Genomic DNA, 23,982 nt, shown 5'->3' on the forward strand with positions numbered 1-23,982 from the left:
GGCCCGACGCTGGTTGCGCCAGGCCCCACGTTGATGTCGTTCTACCGCGAAGCGGTTATTCTGCGCGGACCCACTGTTCCGCGTTCCAGACCAGACCGTTTTGGGTGGCCGTTTTGCGCACGTTCAAGACGTCGGCGGCAGAGGCTCCCAGACCCGGGTGGGCGAATACCGGGATGCCGTACAGGTCATCCCAGAGCAACTTCTCAATATTCTTGGTTTCCGTAGCGTGGACGGCTGGGTCCAGGGTGGTGGTCAACCGCTCCCATGCTGCGTCAACTTCTTTGTTGGAGTACTTGCCGTAGTTCTGTGGCTTGCCCGATGCGTAGATGTTCTCGCCCGAGGTGATCTGGCCGGAGCCAGCCCAAGCGAACAGTGCTACCTCGTAATCGCCACGCTCCAGGGTTCCACCCGGGGCGAAGAACTTCGCGTCTCCGACGTCAACAACCTTGAATCCGGCCTGTTCGCACGAGGACTTGATGATGGCAACTTCTTCGGTACGCCGCGGGTTAGGAGCGGAGTAACCAATACGAACCTCAGGTGCCGAGACGCCCTCTTTAGCGAGGATAGCCTTAGCGCCCTCAATGTCGACGTTGTCGTACTGTCCGGCATATGAAGCACCGACTACGTCTGCATAGTTATCCTGGAACGGGAATACCTCGCGGGCGTTCATGACCGTAGCTTCCGGGTTCAGCGGCTTGATCAGGTTGTCGACGATCTGCTGGCGCGGTACGCACATGGCGAAGGCCTTGCGCAGCTCCAGGTTATCGGCGAAGAGTGAGCCCTTCCGGAAGTTGAAGTCCAGGTGCTCCCAAGTGAGCGAATCACCCTGGTGAACCTGCACCGAGTCGCCCAAGGCTGTCAGCTGAGCCAGAGTATCAACCGTCGGCTGAGGCTCGATGACGTCGATATCGCCATTCTGCAATGCCTGAACCATGGTGTCCGGTGCGGCGAAGCGGATAACGAGTTCCTTGGTTGCCGCCGGGGTGCCGTAGTAGTTTTCGTTCGCTACGAGGGTGACGGACTGGCCAGGTTCCCAGCTACCCAGCTTGTACGGACCCGAAGACGGAATCAGATCGGCTGCGGGGAGCTTACCCGGTGAGGTGTTCCACCCGGTGTTCCAGAAGGCCGCTGCCTTCTTCAGTGCTGCCGAATCTCCGGAGATAATAGCTTCAGAGAGTTCGGCAGTGGTCATGCCGGCTTGCTTCGCCACAACGTGTGCGGGGCTGTAGATCATGGTCTGGATGGCGAAGTCCGGATCGGGATCCGCGTAGGTTACCGTGAATTCCTTGCCTGCCGGATCGCCCTCGGGGCCCTTAGGGATGGTCTGGCCGAGGTCCTGCGACACCGAGTTGAACAGCGGCTTGTCACCGTTGGCGAGCTTCGTGTTCTGTACACCCCATGCCAGCACAGCGTCGGCGACCGTGATGTCGGTGCCGTCAGACCACTTGGCTTCTGGATTGATGGTGTACTTCACGGTCATCGGATCTTCGCTGACGACCTCGTACTTACCAAGATCTTCGTTCGGGTAGATCTTTCCGTCGGTGCCGAAGTACGTGAAGCTGGCATAGAGTCGGTCGGTGATGGCAGAGTTGTACGTGCTGTACGACTCAGGGGTCAGTCCGTTGTAGCTGATGAATTCCTCAGCACCCACGGAGTAGCTGACCGAGTCATCCTTGGTTTTGATGTCGCCGAGATCGGCGAGACCTGAGTTGGTCGGCTCGACACTGAATTTGCCGTCGGTCTTTGCCGACGTTGCCGACTCGGTGGGGGCATTGCCGCCTCCCGGAGCACATGCAGTAAGTGCCAGTGCGAGTGCAGCACCTACCGCAACAGCTTTGGAAATACGCTGAACACGCATTTCTCCTCCTAATAAGCTTGATCTTCATGTGGTCGGGTAAAACCCCGGATGCGGTCCATGCAGTGTGCGATGCCCCACAATCTAGAACGATAGCGCTGATTACCCCGGATGGATATAAAAACACCGCTTCATATTTTTCCGGTGTTAACCCGCCAGTACCCCACCATCGACTAGGTCACAATTTGAACACGCAACGTGACCGGCGCTACAGGCGCGAAAACTCAAGGATCTGCTTCACATTGAGATTTACCAATTAGTACTCATGGGTAGGCTGAGCGCCTGACGTGAGCTTTATAACGGTTTGGAAACATCCACGAACTTGACGCTCACCTGCCACAATTCGCCGCAAATGACTTTCCTCCCGGACACAGCAGAAGGGGGCAAACCGTAAGGTTTGCCCCCTTCTGTAATCGCTCGGAACGGCTAAGAATCTGCCCCGAAAGAAGAAACTTTTACAGCATGAGTGATGCTCCGGGAATGGCCCGAAGCAGGTTCTGCGTGTATTCGCTCTTCGGGTTATTGAAGACCTCATCACTGGTGGATTGCTCCACGATGCGGCCCTTTTGCATCACACAGACGTCATCGGCGATCTGGCGCACCACAGCCAAGTCGTGGGTGATGAACAGGTATGTGAGGTTCAAGTCCTCCTGCAGCTTGTTCAACAAGTTCAGAATCTGAGCCTGTACCAACACGTCCAAGGCCGAGACGGCCTCATCGCAGATGATCACTTCCGGCTGCAGGGCCAAGGCACGGGCAATGGCAATACGCTGGCGCTGGCCACCGGAGAGTTCATTGGGATACCGGTGCATCGTGGCCGTCGGAATGGCCACGTGGTCAAGCAATTCCTTGACCCGGAGCTGGCGTGACTTTGCATCCCCGATCCCGTGGATGCGCAGCGGTTCCTCGATGGTGCGGTAGATGCTGAACATCGGATCAAGGGAACCGTAGGGGTCCTGGAAGATCGGCTGCACCCGGCGACGGAACTTAAACAGTTCGCGCTCGGACCTGTTGGCCATTTCCTCACCGTCAAAGGTGATTGACCCTTCGGTGGGCTTGAGCAGGTTCAGTACCATCTGGGCGACGGTCGACTTACCTGAGCCCGACTCCCCCACGATGGCCGTGGTGGTGCCGCGCTTGACCGCGAACGAGACATCGTCCACCGCGGTGAAGTCTTCACTGCGCCCCAAACCCTTACGGATCTTAAAGACCTTGGTGAGATTCTTGACCTGCAGGATCTCATCCCTGGCACCCGAGTGATCGGGCTTCACCACTGCATTGACACCCTCGGCCACCTCAACCGGCTGGGATTCCAGACGCTTGGAGGCCAGCGAAGGCGCCGAGGCAACCAGACGCTGGGTGTAGGGGTGTTGCGGGTTGCGCAGAATTTCCAAGGCCGGCCCGGATTCAACAACTTGGCCCTTGTACATCACGATAACCTTCTGGGCACGTTCGGCGGCCAGTCCCAGATCGTGGGTGATCAGCAGAACTGCCGTGCCCAATTCACTGGTCATGGTGTCCAGGTGATCCAGAATCTGCTGCTGCACCGTTACGTCCAGGGCACTGGTCGGCTCATCGGCGATGAGCAGACGGGGACGGCAGGCCAATCCGATGGCGATCAGCGCGCGTTGGCGCATGCCGCCGGAGAATTCGTGCGGGTACTGCTTGGCACGCTTGGCCGCATCGGGCAAACCGGCGTCGGCAAGAACCTGGGCCACGCGCCCGTTCGGATCCTTGCCAGCCAGACCATTGGCCTTGAGCGTCTCCTTGACCTGGAATCCGATCTTCCAGACCGGGTTCAGGTTAGACATCGGGTCCTGCGGAACCATGCCAATGTGGTTGCCACGCAATTCAATAAAGCGCTTTTCCGAGGCCTTGGATAGGTCCTCACCGTCGAAGAGAATCTGTCCGCCGGTGACCTTGCCGTTGCCCGGCAAAAGACCGATAGCGGCAAGGGCCGTAGTCGACTTTCCGGATCCCGATTCGCCCACGATGGCCACGGTCTCACCGGGCATCACCGTCAAGTTGGCATTGCGCACGGCATTGACCGGTCCCCCGGGGGTACTGAAGCTGATCGCGAGGTTTTTGATTTCCAGTAGCGGTCGGTCGTCGTTGGGGTTCATGGCGAAACCGTCCTTGGATTCATTGTTGGTGCTCATCGCCGTGCCTTCGGATCCAGGGCATCACGCAGGGCGTCGCCGAGCATGATGAAGCTCAGGACCGTAATGGACAGCGCAGCTGCCGGCCAGAAGAGGATCGAGGGGTTGTTTCGCACCGAAATCTGTGATGCGGAAATGTCATTGCCCCAGCTCATCACCGAGGACGGAAGGCCCAAACCAAGGTAGGACAAGGTGGCCTCGGCCACGATGTAGGTACCAAGGGAAATTGAGGCAACAACGATGACCGGAGCCAAAGAGTTCGGCACCACGTGACGAACCAGCGCACCAAATTTGGATAGACCCAGCGAGCGAGCGGCCTGGACAAAGTCGGCACCGCGATTTTCCACTACAGCACCGCGTGTGATGCGGGCAATCTGCGGCCAACCAAAGATGGTCAGGGTCACGATGACCGTCCATGGGCTACGCGAATCACGGAACATCGGCAGCTGCATCACGATGATGGCACCGAGGATCAGCGGAAGGGCGAAGAAGATATCACCCAAACGGGCAAGCACGGCGTCAAGCCAGCCACCGTAGTATCCGGCCAAGGCACCCATGATGCCACCAATGATGACCACAAAGATCGTGGTGAAGACGCCGACGATGACGGATGCACGTGCCCCGTAAATCACGCGGGCATAGACGTCACAGCCCTGGAAGTTGAATCCCATGATATGTCCGGGGGCCCGTCCCTCACGGGCATTCTCCAGAGAGCAAGCTGTTGGACTCGTCGAGGAGAACCACTGCGGGAAAATCGACACGAGGATCACCAGCAAGATCAGCAACGTGGAAATGATAAATAGCGGATTCTTACGCAGCGAGCGCCAGGCTTCTGCCCACATGCTCAGAGGTTCGGACCCGATGCTGACCTTGTCGATATCTTGCAGCGGGGTCTCTTCCAATGGAGCCACAAAGTGTTCGATGTGGCGCGTGGAAATTTTGCCCTCGCGCTTTCCGCGCGGTTCGGGTGTCACAGATTCAGGTGTTTGGTTCTCAGACATAACGGATCCTTGGGTCAAGCCACGCGTACAACATATCGACGATCAAGTTGGCGATGACGAAAACGAGCACCAGCACGCTCACGACCGCGACAACCGTGGGAGTTTCACCCTTCAAAATGGCGTTGAAGAGCAGGAGACCAATACCAGGCACGTTGAAGATGCCCTCGGTCACGATCGCTCCACCCATCAGGCCACCTAAATCGGCACCCAAGAACGTGACAACGGGAATCAGGGAGTTACGCAGAATATGGACCGTCACAACGCGTCGACGCGAAAGCCCCTTGGCGGTAGCGGTGCGCACATAGTCGGCGTTCTTGTTCTCGATAATCGAGGTACGGGTCAGTCGCAAAACGTAAGCGAAGGACACCAGTCCAAGCACGAGGGCCGGCAATATCAGGTCTCCCCAGGGGGCGCCTGCGCCCACGGTGGGTTTGGCCCAACCAAGTTTGACGCCAACAACAAACTGCAGCACGAAGCCGAGCACAAAGGTCGGAACGGCGATGACGAGCAGCGAAAGAATCAAAACGGTCGAGTCAAAGGCCTTGCCCTTGCGCAGACCGGCGAAGACACCAAAGGCGATGCCAAAGACGGCCTCAATGGCCAAGGCCATCACGGCTAGGCGAGCCGTGACGGGGAAGGCTCGCCCGATGACGTCGGCCACCGGTTGCCCGGAGAACGTAGTTCCGAGGTCGAAGGTGACGAGGCTCTTGAGATACAAGAGGTACTGAATCCAGAACGGTTGGTCCAGGTTGTACTGGGCGCGAAGTGCGGCTTCAACGGCGGGAGCCATGGGCTTGCCGCCGGAAAGCGCCGCGATGGGATCACCAGGCGTCGCGAAAACCAGGAAGTAAACCAACAGCGTTGCCCCGAAGAATACGGGGATCATCTGCAGGAATCTCCTGAGTGTGAACATTAACATTAAGCACCACCGGGGGTGTAGAGCGGGAATGATTCGGATCTGGGGATAGACCCTTGGGACAGGTGTAAAACGGGCCAGCCGGGGCCGGTCGACAAGCACTGCTCACGCACTAAAGGGGGACTCCGACTTCGAGTCCCCCTGTAGCTCATAAACAGCTAAATATGGATTGGGCTACTTGCCCGTGATGGCGTAGTACAGCGGAACACCATTCCAACCAAACTCAACGTTGGCGACGTTCTCGCTCCAACCACCCTGAACAGCCTGGTACCACAGCGGAACGACCGGGAGATCCTTCAGCAGGATTTCCTGAGCCTCGTTGAAGATCTTGTTGCCTTCTTCAACGCTGGTTGCGCTGAGGCCCTCCTTGAGCTTCTTGTCCAGTGCTGCGGAGGAGTAATCGCCGTCATTCGAACCAGCGCCGGTGCCGTATAGCGGGCCGAGGAAGTTGTAGAGCGACGGGTAGTCAGCCTGCCAGCCGGCGCGTGAGCCACCGGTCAGCTTCTTGGCTGAAACCAGTGTGCGCATTTCCTTGAAGGTCGGGACGGCGTTCAGTTCGGCCTTGATGCCCAGAGTGTTTGAGATCTGGTTAGTCATGGCTTCGATGTATTCCTTGTTGCCGGCACCATCGATGTTCGAGGTAACGGTGAAGACCTTACCGGCGGGCCACGGGTCCATGGCATCTGCCTGGGCCCAGAGTTCCTTGGCCTTTTCGGGGTTGAAGGTCAGAACCTCATTGCCCGGAATGGAATCGGAGTAGCCGTCAAGAACCGGGGAGGTGAAGTCCTTGGCGATCTGCTTACCACCAAAGAAGATCTTCTCGATGATCTGTTCGCGGTCGATGGACATCGAGATGGCCTGACGGCGCAGCTGTCCGGCCTCGCCCTGGTATTCCTTCAGGTAGCTCGGCAGGGTCAGCGTGGCGTTACCTGCATAGGGCTGGTTGACCCAACGGTCGCCGAGGTCAGTTTGGTAGTTGGCCAGTGAGCTCGGCGGGATCAGGTCGATGACATCGAGGTTATTGGCCAACAGGTCCTGGTAGGCGGCGTCATAGGTGTTGTAGACCTTGAAGTCGATACCGGCGTTTGCTGCCTTGCGCGGTCCGTCATAGCTCTCGTTGGGAACCAATTTGATCGAGACGTTGTGCTGCCAACCACCTTCAGCGACCTTGTACGGGCCGTTGCCCACGGGGTTCTGACCGAAGGCTGCAGGATCTTTGAACGCTGCTTCTGGCAACGGGTAGAACGCGGTGTAGCCGAGGCGCAACGGGAAGTCGGATTCGGCCTGAGCCAAGGTGACGGTGAAGGAGCTGTCATCAACGACCTTCAGGCCTTCCATGGTGTCAGTCGTGGCACCTTCGGCGCTGACCTTGTCGTAGCCCTTGATGGACTCGAAGAAGTAGGAGTTCTTCTGGGCGTTCTTTGCCGCAGCACCGAAGTTCCATGCGTCAACAAACGACTTGGCGGTAATAGCCTCACCGTTGCTGAACTTCTGATCGGCCTTGATCTTGATCGTGTAGGTGGTGGAGTCGCTGCTGGTGATCGACTCGGCCAGCTCGTTTACGGCTGCACCCTTGACGTCGTAGCTGACCAGACCGGTGAAGATCAGGTCCATGACGCGACCGCCGCCAACTTCGTTGGTGTTTGCGGGGAGCAAGCCGTTTTCGGGTTCGGTGGTATTCGCCGAAATAACCTTGGAAGCGTCACCGCCGCCCTCCGGGGACGCGGTTTCGTCACCGCCGCCGCAGGCCGAAAGGGTAAGGGCAAGTGCTGCTGAAAGCACAAGGGCCTTCGAAGCGCGGTTAAAACGCATGCTGTCTCCTCAACGAAGTGTTGTTTAGAAGGGTTGGAGTGTGGGCCATGTCATCGGTCCGCACCATGGTGCGGTGAAGTGCATCACTTGTTAGCGAGAATACCCACAAATCTCTGAAACAACTAATGAACTTCTCCGAAAGTGTCAAAAATTTACCAAGCCGAAACATTGCGTCGACTTCGAAATGCACATGGAGGACAAAAAGACAAACACATGTTGAAAACTGCATCTCACGTCACCATTCTCTATATCGACGCGATAAGCAGGGCCGGATCACGCAAGATCAGCCCCAACTCGGAGAGGAACTTTGCTCCTTGTTCCCCGTCAACAACCCGGTGGTCAAAGGAGAGTGAAAGCGTCATCACTTTTCGCAGTGCGACTTCGTCTCGGTACTCCCACGGCATTTTCCGCACCTGTCCGATGGCCAGGATGCCGGATTGACCCGGCGGCAAGATCGGAGTACCTGAGTCCACGCCGAAGACGCCAATGTTACTCATGGTGAAAGTTGCCCCGTTCAGCTGCGCTGGCGTGATGGTCCCAGATCTGGCAGCGGTCGTCAGCGCGGATATTTCACCAGCCACCTGCTCCAAACTCAGAGCATGGGAGCCCTTGAGTACCGGAACCAACAGACCCCGCTCGGTAGCGGCAGCAATGCCAAGATTCACATAGTGATACTCGATGATCTCGCCGCTTGCCTCATCCCAACGCGAGTTCAACCCCTGATGGCGAGCCAGAAGCAAACTCACGGCCTTGGCCACCACCGAGGTGATAGTGATCTTCACATCGGCCAGGCGCGGCATGGCACGCAACCTGTCTACGAGCTCCATGGTCTCGGTGACATCCACGCTCAAAAATTCGGTCACATGCGGGGCGCTGAAGGCACTGGTGACCATGGCGTTTGCCGTTGCCTTACGAACCCCACGCACTGCCACACGCGTTTCGCCTTGATTCTCCTGCGGACTATCGGAAGCAGCCCCGACCGATTCCTCAAGGGAGCGGGCCACCGCTGTGACCACATCCTCGCGGGTGATCAGCCCACCCTCTCCACTTCCGAACACGGTTGATAAATCCAGCTGGCTATCTCGAGCCAGCTTGCGAACCGGTGGTCGGGCTCGAACCGACCCGGTCACCGGACCCGGCACCTGCTGGCGAGTCGACTCGGGCTGCGGTTGCGCTTGCACAGCTGCTGCTGCCACACGCCCACGTCGGCTCGGGCGTCCGGCCGCTTCAACCGCAGCGCCATATCCCACGAGCGTCGGCTGGCGGGCGGAGGCAGTGCCCTCGGCAGCCGTAGTACTTTCCTGCGCTTTTTGAACCGTGGGCTGCTCTGTTTGATGGGTGGCTGGAACATCAAAGGAAATGATCGGGTTTCCGACATTGACCACGGCACCGGCCGGCTCAAAAAGCCGAGTGACCACGCCGCTGAAGGGTGATGGCAGTTCCACCACGGCCTTGGCCGTTTCCACCTCGGCAATGATCTGGTTCAGTTCAACGTTCTCCCCCACGGCAACTCGCCACGAAAGGATTTCGGATTCCGTCAGACCTTCTCCAAGATCCGGCAAATTAAAGAGCTTCTCCATGGTCGCGCTCATCCTTCCTCTCCCCTCGATGTACCGCCGCGGCGCATGGCCCTATCCACGCCGTCAAGAATTCGATCAAGGTCCGGCAAATGATGGGACTCAAGTTTGGCCGGCGGGTATGGAATATCGAAACCTGTCACCCGCACCGGAGCATGGTCCAAATAGTCAAAGCAGGACTCGGTAATACTGGCCGCCAGTTCGGCGCCCAATCCCCCAAAGCGTGAGGCTTCGTGGGTGATCACCAAACGCCCAGTTTTACGTACCGAGGCGTTCAGCGTGGCAAAATCCACCGGTGACAGGCTGCGCAGATCGATGACTTCAATGTCGATTCCCTCGTCTTCGGCCGCGGTCGCGGCATCCAAGGCCGTCTTCACCAACGGCCCGTAGGCAACTAGGGTCAGGTCTTTGCCACTACGCGCCACCTTGGCACGGTACAACGATCCCGGTTCCGGGATCAGCTCCGTGTCCACTTCACCACGGGTGTGATACCTGCGCTTGGGTTCAAGGAAGATCACCGGGTCATCATCGGCGATGGCCTGCTGCAACATGGTGTAGGCATCTTGCGGATTCGCCGGCGCCACCACCCGCAAACCGGCAGTATGCGCAAAGTAGGCCTCGGGCGATTCGGAGTGGTGCTCCGGGGAACCGATTCCACCGCCGAAGGGGATGCGAATGGTCACCGGCAGTTTCACGTTGCCACGGGAGCGGAAGTGCATCTTGGCCAGCTGGGAAACAATCTGGTCAAAGGCTGGGTAAACAAATCCATCAAACTGGATCTCCACCACCGGGCGGTAGCCACGGAAGGCCAAGCCAATGGCGGTACCGACGATGCCGGATTCCGCCAGCGGGGTGTCAATGACGCGATGCTGACCAAAGTCTTTTTGCAATCCATCGGTGATCCGGAAAACGCCACCGAGCTTGCCAATGTCCTCCCCCATCAACACAACCTTCGAGTCGCGCTCCATAGAGGCGCGCAGCCCCGTGTTCAGTGCTTGGGAAAAAGTCAGAGATTTCATGCCGTGGCCTCCGCTGTTGATTCGAAGGAGCGCAGGTAGCGCTGATGGAAATCACGCTGTTCATCCAACCCGGCATGATCATGCGAATAAACGTGGGCGAAGAGATCGCTCACCTCGGGGTCCGGCATGGAAGTAATGGCCTCGCGAAGACCCGCCGCAAGCTTTTCGGCTGCGTCGTCGGCGCGCACCTTCAACGCATTCATGTCCGAGCCGAGTCCATCAAGGTGGGCTGCCACCCGATCCAGCGGATCCTTCGCTGCCCATTCTTCCAATTCCAGGGCATCGCGGTAACGCGTGGGATCATCGGCCGTGGTGTGGGCACCCATCCGATATGTCAGTGCCTCAATGAAGGCGGGTCCACTGCCGGTGCGCACGTGGGCAAGTGCCGCACGGGTTGCTGCCATCACGGCGATCACGTCATTGCCATCCACTCGCCAGGTGGCCAGACCGAATCCGGCGGCCCGGTCCGCGATGTGCCCGGTGGTTTGCCGGGCAACGGGCTCGGAGATGGCCCACTGATTGTTCTGGCAGAAGAACACCAGGGGCGACTGGTAGCTGGCGGCGAAGACCATGGCCTCGCTGACATCACCCTGGCTGGTGGCACCATCCCCGAAATAGGTGATGGCGGCGGCGGAGGATCCATCGAAGCGCAACCCCATGGCGTACCCGGCCGCGTGCAGCGTCTGGGCGCCGATGACAATCTGCTGGTTGGCCATATTTACCTCATATGGATTCCACCCGCTGGGTGCTGCCCCGCGCCACATCCGCAATAGGTCACTCGGTGCCACCCCGCGGCAATAGGCCACACCGTGTTCCCGGTAGGAGGGGAAGATGAAATCGTCGTTTTCCAGCGCACGGCCGGATCCAATTTGTGCCGCTTCTTGTCCGAGCAGCGGTGCCCAAAGGCCCAGTTCACCCTGACGTTGCAGGGCCGTGCCTTCGGCGTCTAGGCGGCGGATCGACACCATGTCGATGTACAGATTTTCCAGAGCATCGGCATCGATGTCGGTGACCCATGGATCAAGTTCGGGGCATAAGTGGCGGGTGCCATCCGGTCCCACTATTTGGAGCAGAGCGTCGGGGCCGGGATCGGCCGTGGAGTCAAACGTAGGGGACACGGTCAGCATCCTTTGCGTCGGTTGCGGAGTCAGTTGTGGGATTCCTGTGGGACGTCCCAAAACTGCCGGTGTGGCATCATCGCCAGCACCCTACCTGTGATGCTACTCACGTAATCCGATACGCACAATCGTTGAGGGACAAATTGGGCAGCTTGCACTATCGATGGCCATGACACGGTGCTAATCTTGCGCATTATGCAACAACTTGACGCAACCGACCTGAAAATACTTTCCGCCATGTGCCGCCATCCGAAGGCCAGCGCGGTGTCCTTGGCCACCGAATTGGGGCTGAGCCGCAATACCGTTCAGGCACGGTTGGCACGGATAGAAACGGGTGAGGCGCTCTTGCCCTTTGAACAGCGCGTCAATCCGGCGGCCCTCGGTTTTGGGCTAGTGAGTTTCGTGAATATTCATGTGCGCCAGCGAATGCTGCACAGCATCGTGGAGCAGCTGCGCACCATTCCGGAGATTGTTGAGGCACACGGTGTCACCGGATCCGCCGATATCCTCGCGCGCGTGGTGGCGGCAAGTGCCGAGGAACTGTTCCGAGTTAACGGACAGATCTTGGACATCGCCGGCGTCGAACGAGCCGACACCTCACTCTCGATGGCCGAACTGATCCCCCACCGCACCCTGCCACTGATGGAGCTGGGATTGGGAAATACTCCGGGCAGCAACTGACCTTCCTTTTCCCTTGCGGGCACCAAAGCGGCGCCACTTCTAGATGAAGTGGCGCCGCTTTGGTGTTTATGCTCGGCGGCGGACTTTAGGCCCACCGCTTTGGTTCATTTTCTTAGTGGTCCACGGCCTTTTCGGCGCCGATGCCGGTGAGTGAACGAACTTCCATTTCCGCGGACTTGATCGGATCTTCGGTGTTCTTATCCAACACCGAGCCCAACCAGCCCAGGAAGAAGGCCAACGGGATGGAAACGATGCCCGGGTTTGAGAGCGGGAAGATCGAGAAGTCGGCTCCAACGATCATCGAGGTCGGCAGACCGGACATGACCGGGGAGAAGACAATCAGGATGATGGCCGAGGCCAAACCGCCAACCATGGACCAAACGGCGCCTTGGGTGGTGAACTTCTTCCAGAACAGCGAGTACAGGATGGTCGGCAGGTTGGCCGATGCTGCCACCGCGAAGGCCAGAGCCACCAGGAAGGCAACATTCTGCCCCTGAGCACCAATGCCGCCGACAATCGCGAAGATGCCGATGACGATGACGGTGCGGCGGGCAACCTTCATTTCCTTCTCCGGAGTGCTCTTACCCTTGGCGATCACCGAGGCGTAGACATCATGAGCGAAGGAAGCTGCAGCGGTAATGGTCAGACCCGCCACCACCGCCAAGATCGTGGCGAAAGCAACGGCGGAAATCAAGCCGAGCAACAGCGGGCCACCGAGTTCGAAGGCCAGCAGCGGAGCCGCGGAGTTCACGCCACCGGGGGCGGCCTTGATCTTATCCGCACCAATCAGCGCGCCGGCGCCGTAGCCCAGCACCAGGGTGAAGAGGTAGAAACCACCGATGAGCCAGATGGCCCAGACAACCGACTTGCGTGCTTCCTTGGCGGTGGGAACCGTGTAGAAGCGCATCAGCACGTGCGGCAGACCAGCAGTACCGAGCACCAGTGCCAGAGCCAGAGAGATGAAGTCGATCTTTGAGGTTTCGGATTTGCCGTACTGCATGCCCGGGTTCAGGATGTCGGGGGTACCGGCGGATTCAACCGCGGCACCCAGCAGTGCGGAGAAGTTGAAGCCGAACTGGGCCAACACCATGATGGTCATGACAAACGCGCCGGCGATCAACAAGCAGGCCTTGATGATCTGTACCCAGGTGGTGCCCTTCATGCCGCCGATCAGCACGTACATGATCATCAGGGCGCCAACAACAACGATGACCAGGGATTGGCCGAGCTTGCCGTCAATACCCAGCAGCAGGGAAACCAGCGCGCCGGCGCCAGCCATCTGAGCCAGCAGGTAGAACACGCAGACCGCGAGGGTGGAGATGGCGGCGGCGATGCGCACCGGACGCTGACGCAGGCGGAAGGACAGCACATCGGCCATGGTGAACTTGCCGGTGTTACGTAGCAGCTCCGCGACCAGCAGCAGGGCCACCAACCAAGCAACGAGGAAACCGATGGAGTACAGGAAGCCGTCGTAGCCGTTGATGGCGATGGCCCCGACGATGCCCAGGAAGGACGCGGCGGAGAGATAGTCTCCGGCGATCGCCGTACCGTTCTGGGTTCCGGTGAAGGAACGGCCACCGGCGTAGTAGTCAGCGGCTGTCTTGTTGTTTTTTGAGGCCTTGAGCACCACGATCAGTGTGATGCCCACAAAGAGGCCGAAGATGCCGATGTTGACCCACGGGTTTCCGACCTTGGTCGATTCGGCGGCGGCGGCGAGGACCGAAGACGTAAGAATGTTCATGGCCTATTCCCCTTCCTGTGCTTCGAGGCGCGTGCGGATCGCCGTTGCCTTCGGATCTATTTTCCTGTTGCTGTAGGACACGTACGCTGCGGTGATGCCAAAGGTGGAGACGAACTGCAGCAGGCCCAGCAGCAGACCCATGTTGAAGTTTCCCCATACCTTGATGGACATAAACTCGTGCGCATAGTCGGCCAGCAGGACGTAGGCGAAGTACCACAACAGGAAAATCACTGCCATGGGGAACACGAAGCTGCGGTGAGTCTTGCGTAACTCGGTGAATTCCGCAGAATCCTGTTCGTGTTGGAAATCGATACCGGACCCAATGTCCGATTCCGGGGTGGTGCTCATGACTCCTCCTTATAAGGGGTTCAAGGCGCCAGGTGCGAGATCTACGCACCCACACACCGGCTCATCCCGGCATCCTTGGCGCTCCACCTGACAATGGTGACTGAGATCACTCTGTTGCATGGGAGGCATCAGGGGAAGAGAGTCACAAGCCCCATCCGCCCAACGGTCACCCGCATGCGCCAAACGGCGCCGGACCTCGACGAACGGTGTGCCCACACGCACCCCGCGTAGGCTTATAAACATGCTCTCCACCGCCCTGCAGATGACCCTGATCGTCACCACAGTTGTGGTCGGCGGCGCCCTGGTGGGCTTCCTCGGCTTCAGAATTGCCCGCTCAACCCGCGACTTGGGAACAGACGCGGAAAAGGCGACGTTCCAAACACTGCACCAAGTCTCGGTCGCCGCCCCGCACCTGGCCCAAGGACTGACCCCAGAAGGGGCGGCCAAGGCCGCTAAACACCTGCGCACCGTACTGGCCGCCCAGGCGCTGGTCATCACCGATACCTCGGCAGTCTTGGCGGTGGACGGCAGCATCCCTGAATCCGAAGAGCGTGGGACGGCCGCAGCTCTTGAACTCGCGGCAACAGCCCTGTCCACCACCCGGACCCAGGTGAAACGCTCGGATTCCACCGACCTGGTCTGCGCCCCGATCATGGTCGGCGGCACCCCCGTGGGCACGGTGGCCGCCTATATCCCCCGCGCCGGGGCCGGCTTTGTGCGCGCGGTGGCGGAAGTTGCTGCCTGGGTTGCGGCCCAGGTGGGGCTCGCCGAACTCGATTCTTCCCGCGCCCTATTGATGGAGGCCGAGGTCCGTGCCCTGCGCGCGCAAATCAGTCCGCACTTCATCTACAACTCGCTGAACGCCATCGCCTCCTTTATCACCACCGATCCGGCCCGGGCGCGCGAGTTGGTAGTCGAGTTCGCCGATTTCACGCGTTATTCCTTCCGCCGCCATGGTGACTTCACCACGCTGGCCGAGGAGCTCACGGCCATCGACAGGTACCTCTTGCTCGAGAAGGCACGCTTCGGCGAACGCATCAAGGTCTCCCTAGCCATCGCCCCGGAGGTCTTGGCCACGGCAATACCGTTTTTGAGCTTGCAGCCACTGGTGGAAAACGCCGTACGTCACGGACTGGAATCAAAACCCGGCGGCGGGCAGATCACCATCAGCGCCTCCGATTCCGGGGAGTACGCGCTGATCACCGTCGAGGACGATGGAGTGGGCATCGATCCGTCGGCACTGGCCGCGGTGCTGGCAGGAACCACCGAGTCCATTCACGTGGGCCTGCGCAATGTGGATGTTCGCTTGCGCCAGGTTTATGGGGATGCTCATGGGTTGGTCATTGATACCGCGCCCGGAGCCGGGACGCTGATTACCATGCGCATTCCGAAGTTCCGTCCCGGCGTTGAGCCCACAGCCCCGCGCCAAAGTGCCCACTAACGCGCCCAAAGCCGCCGCGGCAGCTAAGCCGGGTAAAATGTCTTCATGATTAACGTGGTCGTCGCGGACGATGAACTGCCTGCCGTAGCGGAATTGGCTCATCTTTTGTCCCTCGATGCACGGGTGGGGTCCATCCACCGGGCGAACTCCGGTGCCGAGGCACTCAAGGCGCTCGAAGAATTTGAGATCGACGCGCTCTTTTTAGACATACATATGCCCGCGCTCTCCGGTTTGGACATCGCACGGGTCATCTCCCGCTTCACCCGCCCGCCTGCCGTCGTTTTTGTCACCGCCGATGAGGACCAAGCGCTGGAGGCCTTCGAATTGGCCGCCCTCGATTACGTGCTCAAACCGGTACGCCCCGAGCGTTTGGCCGAATCGATCCGCCGTATCTGCGAGCTGGCTGAGGAAGACAGCACTAAGCCGGAGATGATCACCGTGGAAAAGGGCGGGATCACCAAGCTGATCCGCCGCGACGAGGTCCACTACGTACAGGCGCAGGGCGACTACGCCCGACTGCACACCCAGGACTCTTCGTATTTGATTCGTGTGCCGCTGAATGATCTGGAACAGCAGTGGGGTCCGGCCGGATACATCCGCATCCACCGCTCCTACTTGGTGGCCATGGACAGAATATCTACGGTCAAGCTGGCCACCGGCAAGGCCTCGGTTCTCATCGATGGCACCGAGCTGCCGGTCTCGCGTCGAGCCCTTCCCTATCTGCGTGAGCGCATGGCAGCGAATCGAGTCAGGCCGCTGTGACTCCCGAGGGACCCGTTACGCCGGATCCATTGGCTCGCCCGTCGGCGGATCCGCCCCAGGATCCATTCCGTCTGCCGGCTCCTACCGGTGCCCGGGTGCGGGTCAGCGCCCCGGCCGGGGGAACACCCAGGCTCCCCCGCTCCTCCTCCCACGATCCCGTGGACACGTTTTACGTCCGTTCGCTGATTCGCAGTCAGTTGCGACTGGCCGCCTCCGTGGCCTTGGGCTTCTTGTTGCTGTTGGTGGGACTTGCGGTCATGGTCTTCACCTGGCCGCAGATCAACGACATCCGCTTCCTCACCATCCCGTTGCCCTGGTGGCTCTTGGGCCTTGGCGTTTACCCGCTGATCCTGCTGTGCGCGTTCTTGTTTAATCATGCGGCGGCGCGCAATGAAGCCAAGTACAGGAGCATTGTCCGATGATCAATCCCACCGTCTCGATGCTCGCGGTGTTGCTGGTCTCGGTGAGTACGGTTTTGATCGCCATCAACGGTTTGCGACTCTCGCGCACCACCGGGGACTTTTACGTGGCGTCTCGCACCGTTCGACCCTGGTGGAATGCCAGCGCAATTGGTGGAGAGTATCTCTCCGCCGCATCCTTTTTAGGTATTGCCGGACTGATCGTCATCTCCGGGCAGGACGGACTCTGGTTCCCCATCGGCTACACGGCCGGCTACCTGATGCTGCTGCTCTTTGTTGCTGCCCCGCTGCGACGATCGCGCGCCTATACGATCCCGGACTTTGCGCAGATCAGGCTGGGCTCCATCAAGCTGCGCCGGCTCACCAGTTTTTTGGTGGTGGTCATCTGCTGGCTCTACATCGTCCCGCAGCTCCACGGCGCGGCGCTGACCCTCGGCATTAGCACCGGGCTACCCGGCTGGCTGGGGTCGGCGCTGGTTATGGGCATCGTCTGCGTGACCGTGTTGGCCGGCGGCATGCGCTCTATCACCTTCGTCCAAGCCTTCCAGTACTGGCTCAAGCTGGCCGCGCTGGCGATCCCCACGGTCTTCCTGCTGCTGCATCTTGGCCTCAGCGGGGAATCGGCCACGCTCGGCGGGGCCGTCTTTGATACGGGTACCGAGCCCGGCGCCAGCAGAGGGCTGTACTACAACATCTCGCTGCTGGTGGCCTTGCTTTTTGGCACCCTAGGTCTGCCGCACGTGCTCGTGCGTTTTTACACCAACCCAGACGGGCCGTCTGCCCGCAAAACCACCGCAATAGTGCTTGGTCTGCTGTCCCTCTTTTATCTCTTCCCCACGGTGTTGGGCATTTTGGGCCGGGCCTATACCCCGGAGCTCGCCAGCAACGGCAACGCAGATGCCACGGTGTTATTACTGCCCAGCCGCATTTTGGGTGGCATGGCCGGGGACGCGGTAACAGCGATTATCATCGGCGGTGCCTTTGCCGCGTTCCTCTCCACGTCCTCCGGATTGGTGGTCTCCTTGGCGGGCACCATATCCCAGGATCTTTTCGGCGGAACGGTGCGAGGATTTAGGATTTCCGCGGTCATCGCCACGGTGGTGCCGCTCGGATTGGCCTTGGGGACCAGCAGTTTGGCACTGGCCGGGGCCATCGGCTCGGTCTTTGCCTTCACCGCCTGCACCATTTGTCCGCTGCTGCTGCTGGGAATCTGGTGGCGTGGACTCACCGTTGCCGGCGCGATCTCCGGCATGCTCACCGGGGCCTTGGGCTGCGGCTTCGCCCTCTTTGCGGCCACCTTGGTACCCAATCAACCCGATTCGCTTCACGACCTGCTCGCCCAACCCGCCGCGTGGTGTGTGCCGCTGGCCTTCTTGGTGATGGTTTTGGTCTCCCGCTTCAGCAGGCATCGCGCCCCGGCACGCGTGGATGCTGTCATGGCTCGGCTGCATGTGCCCGAGGCCGTCAACGACTCGTTGAGCTGAAGTACCGATTCTCCCGCCGCGGCGTTCGGGGAGTTTGATGCTGACTGTTTGGTGCTGGATACAAAAATACGAATGCGGTTGGTTTGACGTTCCGTCAATCCAACCGCATTCGTATGTGCTGAAAGGTGTGTCTAGTCGATCGAGGCCATGAGCTCAACGACGCGATCCAAGAAAGCATCAACCTGAGATTCCTCGTAGCCGTGTTCTCCGTCGGCTCGGCGGAACTCCGCGCGGCGAACGGCATCAACGCTCATCGGGGTGTCCTTCTCAAAGTAATCGATGAGCTGGTCGCAGATCTTGTCAACGTCTTGGACGTTGTAGCTCGATGCGTTGGCACGCGAGGGGCGACGGAAGCGCTCCCCCGGCGAACGGTGCAGACGGCCGCGCAGGATCGCCGAGAGCCGACCCACCTGCTGCAGCCAAGCATCTTCCCCGCTGGAATTGATCATGGCGTCGCGTTCACGCTGCGCAAAGACGTCCTCGAGTCGGTCCAGGGCGCCGTCAACCTCGCGGGCGCTGTAGCCACCGCGCTGGGCAGGGAAGACTGTGCGGCGAACCATGTGGCTGGTGACGATCGCATCGTCGTCTCCCTCGCCGTTAAAAGTAGCGCGGGCACGAGCGAGGAACACATCCACCTGTTTGGTGTTGTAGCCGAATTCCTTCTCCCCCACACACTCAAAGGGGCGGGGGGCCGGCTGTGCCTTGTCCTGACTCACAATTCTTTCCTTGATCTTGGTTTGCGTATCGGTGAACCGACACAATTCAGCTGCGAATAATACTGTGGCCCTCTGGCTTGCCACATATCCATCTTAGGGAACCTTGGGGTGCGTTGGACTAGAGCGCGCCGGGGATCAGCAAAATGCTCAGCACATAGGTCACTGGAACGGCAAAAACGACCGAGTCCAACCTATCCATGATCCCGCCGTGTCCCGGCAGAATCGTGCTCATGTCCTTGATGCCCAGTTCCCGCTTCACCATGGATTCCGCTAAATCACCCGAGGTGGCAGCGGCAACGGTGGCCACGGCCAAGAGAATGCCGACCCACCAATGGGTGTTGAGCAGGAAGATTGCACAGAGGACACCCACGAGGGTGGCCCCCGCAACAGATCCGGCAAAGCCTTCCCAAGATTTTTTGGGACTGATTTTTGGCGCCATGGGATGTTTTCCGAAGAGTACCCCCACCAAGTATCCAAAGGTGTCGTTGGAGACCACCAACAACATCATCACGGTGATCAGCAGGTGTCCGCCGGGCTCGTTGAGTAGCAATACGGCGAAGCTCACCATCAGCGGTACCCAGATGAGCAGGAAGACCCCGGAGATGATTGAGGCAACGGATTTCGCCGGTCCCTCAAAGATGCGCCAGAGGAACATCAACAGAACACTTGCCATCAGGGCCATGCCCAGTGCTTCCAAGCCACCGTAGTACGCGGAAAACGGCATGGCTACCCCGGCAACTGCCAGCGGAACCATGGGAACCTCGATGCCGTTGCCGTTTAGAGCGCGGGACACTTCCCAGCAGCCCAGAACCCCAAAGACCGCCACCGTAGCCACAAAGGCCACCGGCAGCAGGAACAGGCCGGTGAGCACCACACCCATCAACACCAGACCCACGATGATGGCAGCGGGCAGGTCACGCCCGGCACGAGAGCTCTTAGGGGTGGCGGCCTTACTGCTGCGTCGGGTTAACGACTCGGCCCCGCCGGCGGCCGGAGAAGGGACAGGACGGGAACCTGTGGCTCCTTCGCTCGGCTCGGTGGGATTCGACATTAGACGTCCAGCAGCTCGATTTCCTTGCGCTTGAGCAAGTCATCGACACCTTCGGTGTGGGACTTGGTCAGTGCGTCGAGCTCCTTTTCGGCGCGTGCGCCTTCGTCTTCGCCAACTTCTCCGTCCTTGACCAGCTTGTCAATGGCGTCCTTGGCCTTGCGGCGCAGGTTGCGCAGGGCCACCTTGGCGTCTTCGCCCTTAACGCGGACAACCTTGACGTATTCCTTGCGGCGTTCCTCGGTCAATACCGGCATGATCACGCGGATGGCCTTGCCGTCGTTGGACGGGTTAGCGCCAACCTCGGAATCGCCCAGCGCCTTTTCGATTTCACGCAGTGCTGTGACGTCGTAAGGGCTGATCATGATGGTGCGGGCGTCCGGGACAGCGAAGGAAGCCAGCTGCTGCAACGGGGTCGGGGTGCCATAGTAATCAACCATGACCTTGGCGTACATTCCCGGGTGTGCACGGCCCGTGCGAATCGCGGAGAAATCTTCCTTGGCGGATTCGATGGTGCGGTCCATCTTGTCGGCAACTTCGGCGAGGGTTTCCTCAATCACGGTCTACTCCTTAGAATCGGCTCCCAATGCGTGGGCTGCCGGGTAATTTTGGGCTTACGAACAATCCTATGCCACGCGAGTGCCTGGCATGGGGCACCTATACGGTGACGCGGGTACCGATCTGTTCACCAAGGATGGCGCGGGTGACGTTTCCGTCGCCTTCCATGCCGAAGACCATCATCTCCAACTTGTTGTCCTTGCACATGGTCATGGCGGTCTGATCCATCACGCGGATGTCCTTGATCAGTGCCTCTTCGTAGGTGAGGTGCTCAAGTTTGGTGGCGGAGGGATCCTTCTTGGGATCTGCGGTGTAGACGCCGTCAACACCGCTCTTGGCCATCAGCACCACATCTGCGTCAACCTCGAGGGCGCGCTGGGCTGCAACCGTATCGGTGGAGAAGTACGGCAGGCCGGCGCCGGCACCGAAGATGACCACGCGGTCCTTTTCCATGTGTCGGATGGCGCGGCGCGGAATGTAGGTCTCGGCGACCTGGGCCATGGAGATCGCTGACTGAACGCGGGTATCAACACCGGCTTGTTCCAGGAAATCCTGCAGGGCCAGGCAGTTCATAACGGTGCCGAGCATGCCCATGTAGTCGGCGCGGGAGCGATCCATGCCCGAGGCCGAAAGTTCGGCGCCGCGGAAGAAGTTGCCGCCGCCAACCACGATGGCGACCTCCACGGTGCCAACCGTCGCTGCGATTTGTTCAGCGATGCCGCGTACGGTGACCGGATCAACACCCAGCTTGCCACCGCCAAAGACCTCGCCGGACAGCTTCAACAAAACCCTCCGACGACGAGCTACTGGAAGATGCTGGTTCTGCTCGAGGGTTGCGTCCATGGGGTCTTATTCCTCCTGCGTGCGGGTCATAGTGGCCCGCATGGTTGCTAATTGGGGTGGTCGCTGCGCTTGCGCGAACGACCGTGTGAAGCTGGCAGGGAAAAGGGGCGGCCACCTTGTAGTGGCCACCCCCTTTACCAAGCTGTCAAGTAATTCGTTTCCGGTGCCTTGGCTCCGGAAACCAATTTACCTAACTTTTTTCAGATGCTTAGGCTCCAACGCGGAAACGTGAGAAAGCGGTGGCGTTTACGCCAGCTTCTTCCAACACCTTGCCCACGGTCTTCTTGGAATCCTTGGCGAAGGCCTGGTCAACCAGGACCTGCTCCTTGAAGAAGCCAGTCAGGCGGCCTTCAACGATCTTCGGCAATGCGGCTTCCGGCTTGCCTTCGGCAACGGCGGTTTCCATGGCGATGCGACGCTCGGACTCAACGGTCTCGGCATCGATGTCATCGCGGGAAAGAACGGTCGGAGCCATGGCGGCGGTGTGCACAGCCACGTCGTGGGCAACGGTGGCAGCGGCTTCGCCGCTACCGTCAACTGCAACGAGGACGCCAACCTGAGCCGGGAGGTCCTTGGAGGTCTTGTGCAGGTAAGCATCAACCGATGCACCCTCAACGCGGGAGAGGCGACGAACGATAACCTTTTCGCCCAAAACTGCGCCGTCTTCGATGACTACGTCGGCCAGGGTCTTGCCCTCGACGTCAACAGCCAGCAGGGATTCCAGGTCGGCTGCTGCGGAGGAAACCGCAACGTCCAGAACCTTGGCAGCCAGGGCGATGAACTTGTCGCTCTTGGCAACGAAGTCGGTCTCGCAGGAAAGCTCGATCATGACACCGACGGTTCCGTCGATGACCTTGGCGGCAACGAGGCCTTCCGAGGTCGAACGGCCTTCGCGCTTGGTAGCGCCCTTCAGGCCCTTGATGCGGATGAGCTCCATGGCTTTGTCGGCGTCGCCGTTGGCCTCGTCGAGAGCCTTCTTGACGTCCATCATGCCAGCGCCGGTGCGCTCGCGCAGTGCCTTAATGTCAGCAGCGGTGTAGTTTGCCACGTGCAACCCCATTCATAAGTGGTTTTGAGCTTTTTCGCCGAAGGACGGGCCATTGTGGCCCGTCCCGCGGTTTGTTCCTGATGCTGGTGTTTCCCTTGTTAGGGAAACACCAGCATCAGGAACCTTGGTTTTGTGACTACTCGGCCGAAGCGGCCGGTGCCTCTTCTGCAGCCGGAGCTGCTTCAGCGACAGGTGCTTCTTCAGCAACCGGTGCGGCTTCAACAGCTGCTTCAGCTACCGGAGCGGCTTCAACTGCAGCTTCAGCGGCCGGAGCCTCGGTCTTGCCAGCTTCGAGCAGTTCGCGCTCCCACTCGGCCAACGGCTCGGCCGGGGCTTCGGTGTTGCCTGCAGCCTTGTTGTTGCGGGCGATGAGGCCAGCGGCAACGGCGTCTGCAACAACGCGGGTGAGCAGGTTGACGGAGCGGATGGCGTCGTCGTTACCCGGGATCGGGTAGGTAACTTCGTCAGGATCGCAGTTGGTGTCGAGGATAGCGACAACCGGGATGCCCAGCTTCTTCGCTTCGTCGATGGCCAAGTGCTCCTTCTTGGTGTCTACAACCCAGAGGACCGAAGGGGCCTTCGTCAGGTTGCGGATACCGCCAAGGTTGGTCTGAAGCTTGGTCAGCTCGCGCTTGAGCAGCAACAGCTCCTTCTTGGTGTGGCCCGAACCGGCAACATCCTCGAAGTTGATTTCTTCCAGTTCCTTCATGCGCGAGATGCGCTTGGAAACGGTCTGGAAGTTGGTGAGCATGCCACCGAGCCAGCGCTGGTTGACGTACGGCTGGCCAACGCGAGTAGCCTGGTCAGCAATTGCTTCCTGAGCCTGCTTCTTGGTACCGACGAACAGAACGGTGCCGCCGTGGGCAACAGTCTGCTTGACGAAATCGTAGGCGCGGTCGATGTAGGACAGCGACTGCTGCAAGTCAATGATGTAGATGCCGTTGCGCTCCGTGAAGATGAATCGCTTCATCTTCGGGTTCCAACGACGGGTCTGGTGTCCAAAGTGAACGCCGCTGTCGAGCAGCTGGCGCATGGTTACGACTGGCATGTCGCAACTCCTTCCGGCAGTAGCTGACCGGTCCATCACTGGACCGCGGTAACTGCCATGGTTATCGGTTGATGGTGCGCATCCGGAATTGGACGCGACCCCTGGCATGAGCAGAACGGCTAACCGTTCCCAACCAAGCCCGTCCCGATATGAATCGGACCGTGGGCGTGGCGGTCACACAACATCAAGAACCACAAGCGTGGTTTTGTTGTGTGGATGACCCATACGCGAAGTCAGTTTCATGTGGTTCCTCAATCAGCACAGGCGTCATCAGGGCACAGAGAACCGCATGCTCAAGTGTACTACAGGGAAGTGGCCGCAAATTTGACTCATCCGCACCCAGTTCAGGGATCTGCATCACATGGGATCTGCGTCCACAGCCAGTGTC

At 59.7% G+C, this 23,982-nt stretch carries 21 protein-coding genes; 5 read left to right on the top strand and 16 right to left on the bottom strand.

What is annotated here, in order from left to right; genetic code table 11:
• Positions 1-55 precede the first annotated feature (55 nt).
• From HED64_RS15460 to HED64_RS15495, 8 genes are all read right to left on the bottom strand, one after another.
• Positions 56-1,858: an ABC transporter family substrate-binding protein gene (locus tag HED64_RS15460; protein WP_168152880.1), complete on the bottom strand. Its 1,803-nt coding sequence runs from the start codon at positions 1,856-1,858 to the stop codon at positions 56-58.
• Positions 1,859-2,310: 452 nt separating this feature from the next.
• Positions 2,311-4,014: an ABC transporter ATP-binding protein gene (locus tag HED64_RS15465; protein ID WP_168152881.1), complete on the bottom strand. Its 1,704-nt coding sequence runs from the start codon at positions 4,012-4,014 to the stop codon at positions 2,311-2,313.
• Positions 4,011-5,015, bottom strand: coding sequence for an ABC transporter permease (locus tag HED64_RS15470; RefSeq protein WP_168152882.1), 1,005 nt, complete (start codon positions 5,013-5,015; stop codon positions 4,011-4,013). Before HED64_RS15470 ends, HED64_RS15465 begins: the two co-directional genes overlap by 4 nt.
• Entirely contained in the window at positions 5,008-5,934 is a 927-nt protein-coding gene (locus HED64_RS15475; protein ID WP_168152883.1) for an ABC transporter permease, read from the bottom strand. Before HED64_RS15475 ends, HED64_RS15470 begins: the two co-directional genes overlap by 8 nt.
• 171 nt (positions 5,935-6,105) lie before the next feature.
• Positions 6,106-7,743, bottom strand: a complete 1,638-nt coding sequence (locus tag HED64_RS15480; RefSeq protein WP_168152884.1) for a peptide ABC transporter substrate-binding protein — start codon at positions 7,741-7,743, stop codon at positions 6,106-6,108.
• 245 nt (positions 7,744-7,988) lie between these two features.
• Positions 7,989-9,335, bottom strand: coding sequence for a dihydrolipoamide acetyltransferase family protein (locus HED64_RS15485; RefSeq protein WP_168152885.1), 1,347 nt, complete (start codon positions 9,333-9,335; stop codon positions 7,989-7,991).
• Positions 9,332-10,339: an alpha-ketoacid dehydrogenase subunit beta gene (locus HED64_RS15490; RefSeq protein ID WP_168152886.1), complete on the bottom strand. Its 1,008-nt coding sequence runs from the start codon at positions 10,337-10,339 to the stop codon at positions 9,332-9,334. The genes HED64_RS15485 and HED64_RS15490 overlap by 4 nt, the downstream gene beginning before the upstream one ends.
• Positions 10,336-11,466, bottom strand: a complete 1,131-nt coding sequence (locus tag HED64_RS15495) for a thiamine pyrophosphate-dependent dehydrogenase E1 component subunit alpha (protein ID WP_168152887.1) — start codon at positions 11,464-11,466, stop codon at positions 10,336-10,338. The genes HED64_RS15490 and HED64_RS15495 overlap by 4 nt, the downstream gene beginning before the upstream one ends.
• A gap of 186 nt (positions 11,467-11,652) precedes the next feature.
• Between HED64_RS15495 and HED64_RS15500 the strand changes: the two genes are divergently transcribed.
• Positions 11,653-12,138 (top strand): Lrp/AsnC family transcriptional regulator, encoded by a 486-nt coding sequence (locus tag HED64_RS15500; protein ID WP_168152921.1) that lies wholly within the window; start codon positions 11,653-11,655, stop codon positions 12,136-12,138.
• A gap of 112 nt (positions 12,139-12,250) precedes the next feature.
• Here the strand turns inward: HED64_RS15500 and HED64_RS15505 are convergent, their stop codons facing one another.
• Positions 12,251-13,879, bottom strand: coding sequence for a solute symporter family protein (locus tag HED64_RS15505; RefSeq protein ID WP_168152888.1), 1,629 nt, complete (start codon positions 13,877-13,879; stop codon positions 12,251-12,253).
• Positions 13,880-13,882: 3 nt separating this feature from the next.
• On the bottom strand, positions 13,883-14,227 hold the full coding sequence (locus HED64_RS15510; protein WP_168152889.1) for a DUF485 domain-containing protein: 345 nt from the start codon (positions 14,225-14,227) through the stop codon (positions 13,883-13,885).
• A 241-nt stretch (positions 14,228-14,468) separates the two neighbouring features.
• On the opposite strand from HED64_RS15510, the gene HED64_RS15515 reads away from it, so the two are divergent.
• From HED64_RS15515 to HED64_RS15530, 4 genes are read left to right on the top strand one after another with little or no spacing between them, the layout of a single operon-like run.
• Entirely contained in the window at positions 14,469-15,668 is a 1,200-nt protein-coding gene (locus HED64_RS15515; RefSeq protein WP_168152890.1) for a sensor histidine kinase, read from the top strand.
• A 45-nt stretch (positions 15,669-15,713) separates the two neighbouring features.
• The gene (locus tag HED64_RS15520; protein WP_168152891.1) at positions 15,714-16,430 is read left to right on the top strand and encodes a LytR/AlgR family response regulator transcription factor; all 717 of its coding nucleotides are present in this window, start codon (positions 15,714-15,716) and stop codon (positions 16,428-16,430) included.
• Positions 16,427-16,852, top strand: a complete 426-nt coding sequence (locus HED64_RS19945) for a hypothetical protein (RefSeq protein WP_342590746.1) — start codon at positions 16,427-16,429, stop codon at positions 16,850-16,852. Before HED64_RS15520 ends, HED64_RS19945 begins: the two co-directional genes overlap by 4 nt.
• Positions 16,852-18,333, top strand: a complete 1,482-nt coding sequence (locus tag HED64_RS15530) for a sodium/solute symporter (protein WP_168152923.1) — start codon at positions 16,852-16,854, stop codon at positions 18,331-18,333. The genes HED64_RS19945 and HED64_RS15530 overlap by 1 nt, the downstream gene beginning before the upstream one ends.
• Before the next feature lie 131 nt (positions 18,334-18,464).
• Here HED64_RS15530 and HED64_RS15535 read toward each other — a convergent pair whose 3' ends face one another.
• From HED64_RS15535 to rpsB, 6 genes are all read right to left on the bottom strand, one after another.
• On the bottom strand, positions 18,465-19,049 hold the full coding sequence (locus tag HED64_RS15535) for a DivIVA domain-containing protein (RefSeq protein WP_168152892.1): 585 nt from the start codon (positions 19,047-19,049) through the stop codon (positions 18,465-18,467).
• 118 nt (positions 19,050-19,167) lie between these two features.
• A complete protein-coding gene (locus HED64_RS15540) occupies positions 19,168-20,100 on the bottom strand; it encodes a phosphatidate cytidylyltransferase (RefSeq protein ID WP_168152893.1) in 933 nt (310 codons plus the stop codon).
• Positions 20,100-20,657, bottom strand: coding sequence for a ribosome recycling factor (frr, locus tag HED64_RS15545; protein WP_168152894.1), 558 nt, complete (start codon positions 20,655-20,657; stop codon positions 20,100-20,102). The genes HED64_RS15540 and frr overlap by 1 nt, the downstream gene beginning before the upstream one ends.
• A gap of 97 nt (positions 20,658-20,754) precedes the next feature.
• Entirely contained in the window at positions 20,755-21,498 is a 744-nt protein-coding gene (gene pyrH, locus HED64_RS15550) for a UMP kinase (protein ID WP_132361674.1), read from the bottom strand.
• A gap of 208 nt (positions 21,499-21,706) precedes the next feature.
• Positions 21,707-22,546 carry a translation elongation factor Ts gene (gene tsf / locus HED64_RS15555; protein ID WP_168152895.1) on the bottom strand — a complete coding sequence of 280 codons (840 nt, stop codon included), beginning with the start codon at positions 22,544-22,546 and terminating at the stop codon, positions 21,707-21,709.
• 136 nt (positions 22,547-22,682) lie between these two features.
• Positions 22,683-23,594 (bottom strand): 30S ribosomal protein S2, encoded by a 912-nt coding sequence (gene rpsB, locus HED64_RS15560; RefSeq protein ID WP_132361677.1) that lies wholly within the window; start codon positions 23,592-23,594, stop codon positions 22,683-22,685.
• Positions 23,595-23,982 lie beyond the last annotated feature (388 nt).

Source organism: Paeniglutamicibacter terrestris, from assembly GCF_012271785.1.
GTDB lineage: Bacteria > Actinomycetota > Actinomycetes > Actinomycetales > Micrococcaceae > Paeniglutamicibacter > Paeniglutamicibacter terrestris.